This window comes from Stenotrophomonas sp. SORGH_AS_0282, from assembly GCF_030818125.1.
Lineage (GTDB): Bacteria > Pseudomonadota > Gammaproteobacteria > Xanthomonadales > Xanthomonadaceae > Stenotrophomonas > Stenotrophomonas rhizophila_A.
Window position 1 is genome coordinate 1101131 of the sequence record NZ_JAUTAB010000001.1, and the last position, 12304, is coordinate 1113434.

The window sequence follows — 12304 nt, forward strand, 5'->3', positions numbered from 1 at the left end:
GAAATTCTTCGGAGCAGTCCCATGAGCGAGATCCCCGGCGACCTCAAATTCCTCAAGTCCCACGAATGGGCGCGCGTTGAAGGCAACGGCCGCGTCACCATCGGCATTTCCGACCACGCCCAAGGCCTGCTTGGCGACCTGGTCTACGTCGAGCTGCCCGAAGTTGGCGCCGAAGCAAAATCGGGCGAGGCGATCGCGGTGGTCGAGTCGGTCAAGGCGGCTTCCGACGTGTACAGCCCGGTCTCCGGCACGGTGGTCGAGGTCAATTCGGCGCTGGCCGACAAGCCGGAAACCATCAACGAAGACGCCTACGGCGACGGCTGGCTCTGCGTGATCGAGCTGTCCAACAAGGAGGAGGTCAACGACCTGCTGGACCCGGACGACTACGCCGAACTGCTCGAGGAAGAGGACAACTGATCCTCGCCTGCCTGGAAAGACGGCCGCCCTGTGCGGCCGTTTTTTTTTTGCCTGCGCGCGCCATCGTCCGGTTGCCGACGTCCATTGCGTTATCCGTGCGTGACGGATGGCGACGCCGTCGATGGTCGCATCGACGTGCATCGACCCCCATCGCGCGGGTCATGGATGCGCGCAACCGGCACGAACCTGACGTCCACCACCGCCCAAAAGTTTGCGCAGTTCTGCAAAACCGGACGCAAAAAGCGTTCGCGGATGTGAAAAGTTTTTGCCCCTGTTTTGTTCCCGTGCGGGAAGCCGTTGCGATGCCGTCAGCGCAATCGCCGGTTGCGGGCTGCAGCGCGGGTGCATCTGCAGTGCAGTTTGCGAAAGTGCTTCTTTTAAGTGTTTTTCTTTCTACGCATCGCCGCTCGGATGGATGCGTGCACGCAAACAACGACCGTCGAAGGGGTGTCGCCGAGCGCTTGCGGAGGGTCCAGGCGAGGTGCGCCGGAGGGCATCCATGTGAAATTTTTTCGCGGGGGTTGTTGACAGTGAAAAAAAGCGTGATTAGGTTTCGCCCAGCAGACCTTGCCTGCCAAACGAGTGAGCCGAATCGACATCCAGTCGCGAAGCACAACCAGAACATCCGCCGCGCGTCCCAAGACGGTGGAGTCGGCTTCGCTACCTCCGGTGAAATGCAAGGGCACCCCGCATTCGATACCTGCCTGGCATCCTGTGGCAGGTATCTCCGTATCCGTCACGACGCGCTCGACGCGACGGCGGTCCCCGCACGGCAGTAACGGCGGGTTTGCTTTACCTGGGCGTTTCAACTCCATAGATCACTGACGAGGAGCCAATCCCATGGCAACCAAGAAAGCTGCGAAGAAAAAGCCGGCCGCCAAGAAGGCCGTGAAGAAGGTCGCCAAGAAGGCGGCTGCCAAGAAGGCCGTGAAGAAGGTAGCCAAGAAGGCGGCTGCCAAGAAGACGGTAAAGAAGGCAGCCAAGAAGGCGACTGCCCGCAAGGCAGTGAAGAAGACGGCAAAGAAGGCGGTCCGCAAGGTCGCCAAGAAGGCCGCCGCCAAGAAGACCGCAAAGAAGGCAGTGAAGAAGACCGCCAAGAAGGCCGTCCGCAAGGTAGCCAAGAAAGCGGCTGCCAAGAAGACCGCCAAGAAGGCCGTCCGCAAGGTAGCCAAGAAGGCGGCTGCCAAGAAGACTGCCAAGAAGGCCGTCCGCAAGGTCGCCAAGAAAGCCACCGCCAAGAAGGCCACCGCGCGCAAGCCGGCCGCCAAGAAGGCGTCGGCCAAGAAGGCAGTGAAGAAGGTCGCCAAGCGCAAGCCGGCGGTCCGCAAGAAGAAGGCTGCACCGGTCGCCCTGCCGGCAACCCCGGCACCGCTGATCTGATCCATTCCCGATAGCCGTACCTGAAACCCCTTCCCGGCGCCCAGCGGGAGGGGTTTTTTTTTGCTGCGCAAAAAAAATCCCCCTCCCGCGAGGGATCAACGAACGTTGATCCCGACGGTAGCGCCGACTGTCAGTCGGCCCAGGCGGTATCGGGAGCCGGCCAGCGGCCGGCACTACAAAAAAAAGGGCGACCCGTAGGCCGCCCTGTACCGGATGCGATACACCTCGCTGACGCTTACCGCGGCGACGCCACCGCCCGGTCCGACGACACGCCCTTGCGCTTGGCCGGCGTGCTGTCTTCGGTCATCAGGTTGTCGCTGCCGAAGTCGGTGTCCACGTCCAGCCAGCGCTGCGCAGGAAGCCCCATGGCCGCGTCGAGCACGGTCGGCAGCAGGCCGCTGGGCAGGCTGCTTTCGCCGTTCCACATGATGGCGATGCCCAGGTCGCGTTCGGGCACCAGCGCCACCAGGCCGCGATACCCCTGCACGGCACCGGCATGGAAGATCACTTCATGCCCGGCGTAATCGAAGTTGCGCCAGCCCAGCGCGTAGCCGGCCGAGTGCAGGCGCTCGCGACGCCAGCCCGAGCGCATCTCGCCCGGGGTGTTGATCAGGGTCGAGTGCAGCGTGGCCAACAGCGGCGCCGGCAGCACGTCGGGGCGGTGCCCGGTGTGGGCCAGCAGCCACTGCGCCATGTCGCTGGCACTGGCATTGACGCCTGCAGCGGGAGCGAGGCGGTAGTAGGTCGGCTTCGGGCTCAGCGACACCCAGCCGTTGCGGCTGCGCACGTGCGGGCGCGCCCAGCGCGAGCTGGCCTGGATGCCCGCCAGGCCCAGGCTGGCATCGTCCATGCCCAGCGGCTTGAACAGGCGGCGTTCCACCGATTGCTCGTAGAAGCTGCCCGAGGCGGCGTACACCACATCGCCGATCAGGCTGAAGGCCACGTTCTGGTACGCATAGCAGTCGCCCGGCTGGCACTTGAGCGAAGTCGAGGCCAGCTTGTGGGTGAGCGTGTAGTACTCGGCGTTGGCTTCCACGTCGCGGTCGTAGGCGTTGTAAGGCAGGCCGACACGGTGGCTGAGCAGATCGGCCACGGTGAGGCGCTCGGTCGCCTCGGGGGTGCTGAGCTGGAAGCCGGGCACGTAGTCGGTGACCTTGCTGTCCCAGCGCAGCGTGCCGTCGTTGACCAGCAGGCCGGCCATGGTGCCGGCGAACGCCTTGGACAGCGATGCAAGCCGGAACACGGTGTGCGCATCGACCATCTGCGGGTTGTTGACGTCGGTGACGCCATAGCCGCGCGCGCTGAGCACGCGGCCGCCCTGCACGATGGCCACGGCCATGCCCGGTACGCGCTCGCCATAGGTGAGCTGCTGGGCCATCGACTCAATGTTGGCCACGTTGAACCCGGCGGCCGGCGGCAGCACCTTCGGATTGGTCGTGGTGGCCCGGTACGCCGCAGGCTGGGTGTGCGGAATGGCGGAGGCGGCGCTGTTCTCGATGTTGACGGGGAACGCGGCCGGTGTCGCACTGGGTGTCTGTGCGGTGGACGACATGGCGATGGGCATGAGCATGCCCAGCAACCCGGTTGCCGCCGAACGGATCGGTCGGCGCCTGCTGTTCTCTTTCATCGTTTGGGGCCCGTGCGCAACTGCTGGCACCGATTCTAGCGCTGCTTTTCGTGATTGCACAAACGAAGCGAAGATGAATGCGTATCGCATTGAAAAGGCCCGGTTTTTGCATCGAATGGGAGGGTCGTCGTCCACCCCCTGTTCAGGTGGCGGGGACCTGGGCTCCCAGCCAGCGCGCGGCGCGTTCGGCGATCATCATCGTGGGCGCGTTGGTGTTGCCGCTGACCAGGCTGGGCATGACCGACGCGTCCACCACGCGCAGGCCCTGCACGCCTCGCACGCGCAGCTGCGGATCGACCACGGCGTCGGCATGCTGGCCTATCGCGCAGGTACCCACCGGGTGATAGATGGTCTCGGCCTTGGCGCGGATGAAGGCTTCCAGGGCAGCATCGTCCAGGTCGTCGCGGGTCGGGAAGATCGGCGCACCGCGCCAGCGGTCAAACGCCGGCTGGGCCAGGATCTGCTGCGACATGCGCACGCAGGCCTTCATCATGGCCAGGTCGTGCCCCTCCGGATCACCCAGGTAGTTGGCCTCGATCCGCGGCGCGGAGGCGGGGTCGGCATCGCGCAGCAGGATCCGACCCCGGCTGCGCGGGTGCAGCGCGCAGGCATGCAGGGTGTAACCGTCGCCGGGCAGGCGGTGGCGCCCATGGTCGTCCAGCATGGCCGGCACGAAGTGGAACTGCACGTCTGCACCGTCGCCCTGCGCCAGCGGCGAGCGGGCGAAGCCGCCGGCCTCGGCTATGTTGCTGGTGCCGGCGCCACGGCGTCCGCGCAGGAAGTAGTCGAAGGCGATGCGCGCCTGGTTGCTGCGGTCGTAGCTGACGCCTGGCTGGGTGTGCACCAGCGTGCAGATATCCAGGTGGTCCTGCAGGTTGCCGCCCACCCCGGGAAGGTCGACCCGGGTACTGATGCCGTGCGCGCGCAGCTGCCGGTGCGGGCCGATGCCGGAGAGCATCAGCAGGTGCGGGGAGTGGATCGCGCCGGCGCTGAGGATGACCTCGGCGGCGGCGTGCGCATGACGGTGCGCACCCCGGTGGCGGAAGTACACGCCGTTGGCGGTGTCGCCCTGGAAGCTCAGGGCCCGGGCACGGGCACCAGTGAGCACGGTGAGGTTGCGCCGGCCGCGCGCGGGGCGCAGGTAGGCGGTGGCGCTGGAGCAGCGCACGCCGTCGCGCTGGGTAACCTGGTACAGGCCCACGCCGAGCTGGTGCGCGCCGTTGAAGTCGTCGTTGCGTGCGTGCCCGGCCTGCACGGCGGCGTCCAGGAAGGCGTCGGAGAGCGGGTTGTGGTGGCGCAGGTCGGACACCGACAGCAGCCCGGCATCGCCGTGCCAGGGACCCGCGCCGCGGCTGTTGGCCTCGCCGTGCAGGAACCAGGGCAGCACGTGCGACCAGTCCCAGCCGGTGGCGCCGGCGGCGGCCCAGCCGTCGTAGTCGGCCGCCACGCCACGCACGTAGCACATGGCGTTGATGGCGCTGGAGCCACCCAGCACCTTGCCGCGCGGCCACCACAGCCGCCGGCCATCGAGTGCCGGCTCCGGTTCGGTGTAGAGGTTCCAGTTGATGCGGCGGTTGTTGACCAGCCGCGCCAATCCGGCCGGCATGTGGATGAACGGGTTGCGGTCGCGCGGGCCGGCTTCAAGCAGCAGCACGCGGCAGTGCGGGTCGGCGCTGAGCCGGTTGGCCAGCACGCAGCCGGCCGAGCCGGCGCCGACGATGATGTAGTCGTACATGTCCGTTCCCCAACGGTGATGGCACGAGCATAAGCCAGTCGCCCCCTAGCGATGTTGCGGTGCATCGTTTACCGTGCGCGCTTTGCTGCCCGGAATCGCCACGATGCTGCCGCTGCCACGCCGCCTGTGCGGGACCTGCGCGCCATGAATGCCCCGGACCCGAGCGCGCCCGCGCAGCCCGGCCTGCGCGCAGCGCTGCGCCAGTCGCCGCCGCTGTTCTGGGCCTGCGTGTATTTCTTCTGCCTGCTCAGCGGCTATTACGTGCTGCGCCCGGTGCGCGAGGCGATGGCGGCGTCGGCCGACCTGCAGACGGTGTTCCCGCCGGCGCTGATCGCGTGGTTCGATGGCCATGGCATCGCGCTGCAGGACTTCGTGCTGCAGGTACTGTTCACCTGCGTGTTCGTGATCATGGTGGTGCTGCAGCCACTGTACGGGGCGCTGGTCAGCCGCTACCCGCGCCGGGTGTTCCTGCCGGCGGTGTACGGGTTCTTCATCGTGACGCTGCTGGGCTTCTATGTGCTGTTCGACAGCGGGGTGCCGGGGCGGGGCATGCTGTTCTTCTTCTGGACGACGGTGTTCAATCTGTTCGCGGTGGCGGTGTTCTGGAGCTTCATGGCCGATGTGTTCTCGAACGTGCAGGCGCGGGCGTTCTACGGCTACATCGGGGCGGCCGGTACGATCGGCGCGTTCCTGGGCCCGACGCTGACCTCGACGCTGGTGCAGCGGGTGGGCATCGCCAACCTGATGCTGGTCTCGGCCGGCTTCCTCAGCGTGTGCCTGTTCTGCATCTGGCGGCTGCGGTTGTGGGCGGTTGCACGCGAGCAGGAGCTGCAGCTGGCCTCGGGCGAGGCGCCGATGGGCGGCGGGGTGCTGGACGGCTTGAAGCTGATCGCGCGCGAGCCGCTGCTGCGCTGGCTGGCAGTGATGGTGGTGTTCGGGGTGGGCATCGGCACGCTGCTGTACAACGAGCAGGCCTCGATCGTGCGCCGGCTGTACACGGACCCGGCGGTGAGCACGGCGTTCTATTCGCGGGTGGACCTGGCGATCAACGCGCTGACGCTGATCCTGCAGCTGGGGCTGACGCGCTGGCTGCTGTCGCGCTTCGGCATCGCGCCGGCGCTGCTGATCCCGGGGTTTGCGATCATCATCGGCTTCTCGGTGCTGGCCGCCTCGCCGCTGCCGATGCTGGTGGCGGTGGTGCAGGTGATGACGCGGGCCAGCGAGTTTTCGCTGGCCAAGCCGGCCCGCGAGACGATCTTCACCCGGGTGGACCGGCAGTGGCGCTACAAGGCGGGCGCGGCCATCGACACGGTGGTGTACCGCGGTGGCGACCTGACCTTCGCATGGGTGCACAAGGGGCTGTCGCTGTTCGGCTCGCATGCGGTGTTCGCCGGCGGGCTGGTGGTGGCGGGCATCATGACGGCGGCGGCGTTCGGGCTGCTGCGCGAAGAAAAGAAGCTGCCGGTCGAGCGGCCGGAGTAAGCTGTTTCCAATTCGTTCGAGGTTTGCGCATGTACTGGACCGCACTGATCCTGACCCTGGTGGTCGCGCTGTTGCACGTGTACTTCCTGGTCCTGGAAATGTTCCTGTGGACGCGCCCGCTGGGCCTGAAGACGTTCCGCAACACGCCGGAGAAGGCGGAGCTCACCCGCGTCTTGGCGGCCAACCAGGGCCTCTACAACGGCTTCCTGGCCGCAGGCCTGTTCTGGGGCCTGTTCGACCACCTGCCGATGCTGGTGAACTTCATGCTGGGCTGCGTGATTGTTGCCGGGTGCTATGGCGCTTACAGCGTCAACAAGCGGATCTTTTTCATCCAGGCCCTGCCTGCGATCCTGGCGGTGATTGCCTGGCAGTTCGTGCCGGCCTGACTCGCCCCTGCGGTAGGTACCGACCGTTGGTCGGTGCGATGTTCGCGTAGAGCCAACAGCCGAGGCCTGCGAACGTGCTCGCGCTGGGCCGGCGGGTGTGGGTTTGCGGGACACGCCGCAAGTACGTCCATGTAGGCTCGTTCGCGCCATCCATGGCGCTCTACGGTCCCGCAAACCCACCCCCGCCGACCCTCGACAGTGGATTGGTGGCCAAGGAATATCAACGGCAACGGCGTTCTCCGCTCATTTTTCATGCGTTACCGGGGGGGCATCGTGGGCGGTCGTTTGGGAACCGACCTGCGCAGGAGGGCACCGCCTCGTAGGGACACGCCGTGCGTGTCTGGTTTTTCCATCCGCACACGACCCACCATCGGGGGCGGCCGGCGGGTTGCCCCCGGAGGGACGCTAGAAAACATGGATGTTTTCTAGCAGCCTACAAGGACGTACTTGCGGCGTGTCCCGGAGCGGGGCTGCCCGACGGCCGCCCCTGCTCGTAAGAACTGAAACGCTGCTCTTCGCGAGATACAGAATCAACCGCGCTTGACCGGCGACACCCACATATCGATCCGCGCTTCGAACACCATCGTTCCGGCGGTATCACGCACCTGCACGTTCACCGGCAGCGCATAGCCCGCTTCGGCACTGACAATCGCCTGCGCAGGCGTGGCGACTGCATGCTGGGTGCCGGTTGCCTTGGCGAGATACTTCACCTCCATGCCCTTGGGGATCCAGCGCATGCCTTTGGGCAGCGAGGCATCCACCATCAGCCCGGCGGTGAGCTCGGCCAGGTTGCACAGCGCGATGGCGTGGACGGTGCCGATGTGGTTGGTGACGCGGCGCCGATGCGCGATGTGGCCTTCGCAGCGGCCCGATTCGAGCATGGTGATGCGCGGGGCGATGCTGGCGAAATAGGGCGCCTTGAAGCAGACCGCGCGCGAGAACAGCCATTGGCCGGCGGGCCAGCGCTGCATGCGGCGGTAGAGGGTCAAGAGGGGGGCGGACATCAGCAGGTCTCCCGGAAAGCGGCTGCGAGGAAGGCAATGAAAAACGGCGGACCGAAGTCCGCCGTTTTGGGGTGTATCGAGGCTGGCGTTATGCCGCTTCCTGCGACTGCGCGTCCTTGCGTTCGCGGTCGTAGTAGCTGGCCGAACGCAGTTCGTGCGGCTCGAAGTCGTCCACCGTAATGGTGTCCATGGTCAGCGTGCGCAGCTCTTCCAGCAGCGTGCGCTCGTCCTGGGTGATCACCCCTTCGGACACCGCTTCGTCGAGCTGTGCGTTGAAGTCCAGTGCTTCGATGCCCTTGGTCTTGAGCGCCTTGATGAACTTGCGCTCCACCGGCTCGGCCATGATCGCCTTGGACAGGTAGCTGTTGATGCGGCCACCCGGGTTGTTCTCGCACGGGGTCAGGAACACGCCACTGGCCAGACGGTCGCGCGCTTCGTTGGGCGCCATCAGCAGCGCGGCCACGCGGTGGCCCAGGCGGTCGCCCGGGGCTTCGGCGCGGCGGCCGAACGGGAAGATCAGCAGCCACATCAGCCAGCCGATCGGGCGGATCGGGAAGTTGCGCAGCGCCGCCGAGAGCGATTCCTCGATCTTGTGCACGCTGTCATGGAACGCCCAGGCCAGCAGCGGCTGGTCAGCCACCGGCGCGCCTTCGTCGTGGTAGCGCTTGAGCATGGCGCTGGTCATGTACACGTGGCTCAGCACGTCGCCCAGGCGGCCCGACAGCGATTCCTTGAACTTCAGCTTGCCGCCGAGGGTCATCATCGAGATGTCGGCCATCAGCGCCAGGTTGGCCGAGTAGCGGTCAAGCTTGCGGAAGTAGCGGCGGGTGTAGGCATCGCCCGGGGCGGCGCCGAAACGCGCGCCGGTCAGGCCCAGCCAGAACGAACGCACCGCGTTGGAGATGCCGAAGCGGATGTGCCCGAACAGGCTGCGGTCGAAGGACTGCAGGCCGGCCTTGGTGTCCGGATCCTGCGCCGCCTTCATTTCCTGCAGCACCCACGGGTGGCAGAGGATCGCACCCTGGCCGAAGATCAGCAGGCTGCGGGTCATGATGTTGGCGCCTTCCACCGTGATCGCGATCGGCGCGGCCTGCCAGCTGCGGCCGGCGAAATTGCGCGGCCCCAGGATGATGCCCTTGCCGCCGATCACGTCCATCACGTCCGAGATCACTTCACGGCTCATGGTGGTGCAGTGGTACTTGGCGATGGCCGACGGCACCGACGGCACGTCGCCGCGATCGACCGCCGCAGCGGTGGCCTGGCACAGCGCGCTGATCGCATAGGCCTTGCCGCCGATGCGGGCCAGCGCCTCTTCCACGCCTTCGAAGCGGCCGACCGACAGGCCGAACTGCTTGCGGATGCGCGCATAGGCACCGGTGACCACTGCACCGGCCTTGGCACCGCCACTGGCGGTGGAGGGCAGGGTGATCGAGCGGCCCACGGCCAGGCACTCGTTGAGCATGTTCCAGCCCTTGCCGGCCTTCTCGGCACCGCCGATCAGCTGGGTGAGCGGAATGAAGACGTCCTTGCCGCGGATCGGACCGTTCTGGAAGGTCGAGTTCAACGGGAAGTGGCGGCGGCCGATCTCGACGCCGGCGGTGTCGCGCGGCAGCAGGCCCAGGGTGATGCCGATGTCGCGGGTCGGGCCGATCAGGCCGTCCGGGTCGTACATGCGGAACGCCATGCCGATCAGCGTCGCGACCGGGGCCAGGGTGATGTAGCGCTTGTCGAAGGTGAGCTTGACGCCGAGCACCTGCTCGCCGTTCCACTCGCCCTTGCAGACAATGCCATAATCGGGAATCGAGGTCGCGTCCGAACCGGCGAACGGACCGGTCAGGCCGAAGCACGGCACTTCACGGCCGTCGGCCAGGCGCGGCAGGTACTGGTCCTTCTGTTCCTGGGTGCCGTAATGCACCAGCAGTTCGCCCGGGCCCAGCGAATTGGGCACGCCGACGGTGGAGCTGACCACGCTCGACACCGACGCCAGCTTCTGGATCACCTTGTGGTGGGCCAGCGCGCTGAAGCCCAGGCCGCCGTATTCCTTCGGGATGATCATGCCGAAGAACTTGTTCTTCTTGATGAACGCCCACAGCTCCGGCGGCAGGTCGGCGTAGACGTGGGTGATCTCCCAGTCGTTGACCATCGCGCACAGTTCTTCCACCGGGCCGTCCAGGAAGGCCTGTTCTTCGGCGGTGAGCTGCGGCTTGGGGTAGTTGAGCAGCTTGTTCCAGTCCGGGTCGCCGGTGAACAGCTCACCTTCGAAACCGACCGAACCGGTTTCCAGCGCGATGCGCTCGGTCTGCGACAGCGGCGGCAGCACCTTGCGGAACACCTTCATCATCGGCGCGGTCAGCAGCGGCTTGCGGATGAACGGCAGCAGCAGCGGCACGGCGATGACGGCGACGATCGCCGCAGCCACGATCGTGGCGGTCTGGTTGACATAGGGGACGAACCAGCAGGCCGCCAGCAGCACCAGGCTGACGAGCGTCCAGGTGATCAGCCGCATCCGGTGGTAGGCGACGATGGCGCCTGCCAGCAGGATGGCAAGGAAGGGAACGACAATGCTCATGAGCGTGCTCCGGTGACGTGCTCGGTTGTGGCGGACTGTGCCACGGCGGAGGCCGAGGGCAACACGTCCAGATAGTCCAACACAGTAGCGGTAAAGGCGTTGTTGTCGTCGCCGGCGACCATATGCGTGGCCTCCGGCAGCTGCACGTGGCGCGCGTGCGGCACCAACGCCAGGAATTCGGCCACCGTTTGCGGGGTGACCAACGTGCTGCGCCCGCCGCTGACCAGCAGCACCGGGCATTTCACCTGGCGCGCTGCCTCTGCAAGCGCGTCCTGGTGCTGTTCGCTGTCGCGCGCCAGTTCGGCGACCAGCCGCGGGTCCCAATGCCAGCGCCAGCGGCCGTGGCCATCTTCGCGCAGCAGGGCGCGCAGCGACTCCTCCGACTTGCGCGGGCGGTGCGGCAGATAGGCCGAGATCACATCGGCGGCCTGTTCCAGTGAAGCGAATCCTTCCGGATGCGCGGTCATGAACATCAGGATCTTTTCGACCCCGGCGGTGTCCCAGCGCGGGGTGATGTCCACCAGAACCATCGCCGAGAACAGGCCCGGCCAGCGCGCTTCGGCGAGCAGGCCGAACAGACCGCCCATCGACGCGGCCACCAGGATCGGCGGCTGCGGCTGTTCGCCGGCCAGCACGATCAGGTCATCGGCAAACTGTTCGCCGTGATAGGCGAGGGTGGCAGGGTTCCAGTTCGAGTCGCCATGGCCGCGTGCATCGTAGGCGAGCGTCTGGTAGCCGGCGGCGGCCAGCGACTGCGCGGTGGCAGTCCAGGCGTGCCGGGTCTGGCCGAAACCATGGGCGAACAGCACGGTGCCGCGGCGCCCTGGGGCCGAGCGGGTTGCCGCCAGCACGGTGTCGTGCGCGGCGGTGAGGCGCTCGTCGGTGGAGGCGGATGGGCGGGAGGCGGGAGTTACCATACTTGCTAGTATGGACCTGGCTTCTGGCATGTCAATACTCTCTAGTATGGTTGGCATCCCAAGCAGCCACGCAGGGCGTGCCTCTACGCGGTGCGGCCCGACAGCGCAGGGGGTTTCCGGCCGCGGTTTCGGGCAATTCCACACAAACCGACCCCGGCGTATGGTTAAATCAGCGCATGAATGAACCTGAAGCTTCCGCCGGCGAGCCCCGAGCCGGCCGCAACAGCCGCCTGAGCGCGGAAGACTGGGCGCAGGCCGCCTTGGATCTCATCGCTGAACAGGGTGTCGGCGCGGTCGCGGTGGAGCCGCTGGCCAGGCGCCTGGGAGTGACCAAGGGCAGCTTCTACTGGCATTTCCCTTCGCGCGATGCGCTGCTGCAGGCTGCATTGGAGCGCTGGGAGCTGTTCGAACAGGAGCAGGTGTTCGGCAGCCTGGAAGACGTGCCGGATCCGCGTGCGCGCCTGCGCCAGCTGTTCCAGGTGGTGGCGCACGAGGTGCAGCCGCACATCATCTACAGCGAACTGCTCAAGGCACTGGACCACCCGATGGTGCGCCCGGTGATCGACCGCGTGTCGCACCGTCGCCTGGAGTATCTGGTGGCTTCGTTCCGCCAGGCCGGGTTGAGCCGTACCGATGCGCAGCATCGTGCGCGTCTGGCGTACGCGGCGTACGTGGGCTTCCTGCAGTTGTCGCTGCAGCTGCAGCAGCCCAAGCCCGCGCGCGAGGATTTCGAAGCGTATGTGGAGCATGTGATCGAGACGCTGATCCCGATCGGTTGAGCGCACTG

10 protein-coding genes are annotated in these 12304 nt (G+C 66.6%); 5 read left to right on the top strand and 5 right to left on the bottom strand.

Translation table 11 applies throughout. The features are described 5' to 3' along the window. The first annotated feature begins 21 nt into the window (after positions 1–21). A complete protein-coding gene (gene gcvH, locus QE395_RS04755) occupies positions 22–417 on the top strand; it encodes a glycine cleavage system protein GcvH (RefSeq protein ID WP_068853708.1) in 396 nt (131 codons plus the stop codon). Positions 418–1257: 840 nt separating this feature from the next. Next, entirely contained in the window at positions 1258–1797 is a 540-nt protein-coding gene (locus QE395_RS04760) for a histone (protein WP_068853707.1), read from the top strand. 235 nt (positions 1798–2032) lie between these two features. Here the strand turns inward: QE395_RS04760 and QE395_RS04765 are convergent, their stop codons facing one another. Together QE395_RS04765 and QE395_RS04770 are read right to left on the bottom strand one after the other, a co-directional pair. Beyond that, positions 2033–3424, bottom strand: coding sequence for a serine hydrolase domain-containing protein (locus QE395_RS04765; RefSeq protein ID WP_095364335.1), 1392 nt, complete (start codon positions 3422–3424; stop codon positions 2033–2035). Between the two features lie 142 nt (positions 3425–3566). Next, positions 3567–5159 carry a choline dehydrogenase gene (locus tag QE395_RS04770; protein ID WP_306987713.1) on the bottom strand — a complete coding sequence of 531 codons (1593 nt, stop codon included), beginning with the start codon at positions 5157–5159 and terminating at the stop codon, positions 3567–3569. A 144-nt stretch (positions 5160–5303) separates the two neighbouring features. Between QE395_RS04770 and QE395_RS04775 the strand changes: the two genes are divergently transcribed. Together QE395_RS04775 and QE395_RS04780 are read left to right on the top strand one after the other, a co-directional pair. Next, positions 5304–6641, top strand: a complete 1338-nt coding sequence (locus QE395_RS04775; protein ID WP_249832957.1) for an MFS transporter — start codon at positions 5304–5306, stop codon at positions 6639–6641. Positions 6642–6670: 29 nt separating this feature from the next. Then, positions 6671–7027, top strand: a complete 357-nt coding sequence (locus QE395_RS04780; protein WP_210130873.1) for a DUF1304 domain-containing protein — start codon at positions 6671–6673, stop codon at positions 7025–7027. Positions 7028–7557: 530 nt separating this feature from the next. On the opposite strand, the gene QE395_RS04785 is transcribed toward QE395_RS04780, so the two are convergent. From QE395_RS04785 to QE395_RS04795, 3 genes are all read right to left on the bottom strand, one after another. After that, positions 7558–8031, bottom strand: a complete 474-nt coding sequence (locus QE395_RS04785) for a hotdog fold domain-containing protein (protein ID WP_306987715.1) — start codon at positions 8029–8031, stop codon at positions 7558–7560. A gap of 88 nt (positions 8032–8119) precedes the next feature. After that, complete coding sequence (locus tag QE395_RS04790) at positions 8120–10600, bottom strand: acyl-CoA dehydrogenase (RefSeq protein WP_095364331.1); 2481 nt, start codon at positions 10598–10600, stop codon at positions 8120–8122. Further along, on the bottom strand, positions 10597–11517 hold the full coding sequence (locus QE395_RS04795; RefSeq protein ID WP_249832954.1) for an alpha/beta hydrolase: 921 nt from the start codon (positions 11515–11517) through the stop codon (positions 10597–10599). The genes QE395_RS04790 and QE395_RS04795 overlap by 4 nt, the downstream gene beginning before the upstream one ends. A gap of 176 nt (positions 11518–11693) precedes the next feature. Between QE395_RS04795 and QE395_RS04800 the strand changes: the two genes are divergently transcribed. Continuing rightward, positions 11694–12296 carry a TetR/AcrR family transcriptional regulator gene (locus tag QE395_RS04800; protein WP_068853700.1) on the top strand — a complete coding sequence of 201 codons (603 nt, stop codon included), beginning with the start codon at positions 11694–11696 and terminating at the stop codon, positions 12294–12296. The last annotated feature ends 8 nt before the right edge of the window (positions 12297–12304 follow it).

Coding starts and splice junctions, on each gene's coding strand:
- gcvH (WP_068853708.1), top strand. CDS start 22: ATGAGCGAGATCCCCGGCGACCTCAAATTCCTCAAGTCCCACGAATGG.
- QE395_RS04760 (WP_068853707.1), top strand. CDS start 1,258: ATGGCAACCAAGAAAGCTGCGAAGAAAAAGCCGGCCGCCAAGAAGGCC.
- QE395_RS04765 (WP_095364335.1), bottom strand. CDS start 3,424: ATGAAAGAGAACAGCAGGCGCCGACCGATCCGTTCGGCGGCAACCGGG.
- QE395_RS04770 (WP_306987713.1), bottom strand. CDS start 5,159: ATGTACGACTACATCATCGTCGGCGCCGGCTCGGCCGGCTGCGTGCTG.
- QE395_RS04775 (WP_249832957.1), top strand. CDS start 5,304: ATGAATGCCCCGGACCCGAGCGCGCCCGCGCAGCCCGGCCTGCGCGCA.
- QE395_RS04780 (WP_210130873.1), top strand. CDS start 6,671: ATGTACTGGACCGCACTGATCCTGACCCTGGTGGTCGCGCTGTTGCAC.
- QE395_RS04785 (WP_306987715.1), bottom strand. CDS start 8,031: ATGTCCGCCCCCCTCTTGACCCTCTACCGCCGCATGCAGCGCTGGCCC.
- QE395_RS04790 (WP_095364331.1), bottom strand. CDS start 10,600: ATGAGCATTGTCGTTCCCTTCCTTGCCATCCTGCTGGCAGGCGCCATC.
- QE395_RS04795 (WP_249832954.1), bottom strand. CDS start 11,517: ATGGTAACTCCCGCCTCCCGCCCATCCGCCTCCACCGACGAGCGCCTC.
- QE395_RS04800 (WP_068853700.1), top strand. CDS start 11,694: ATGAATGAACCTGAAGCTTCCGCCGGCGAGCCCCGAGCCGGCCGCAAC.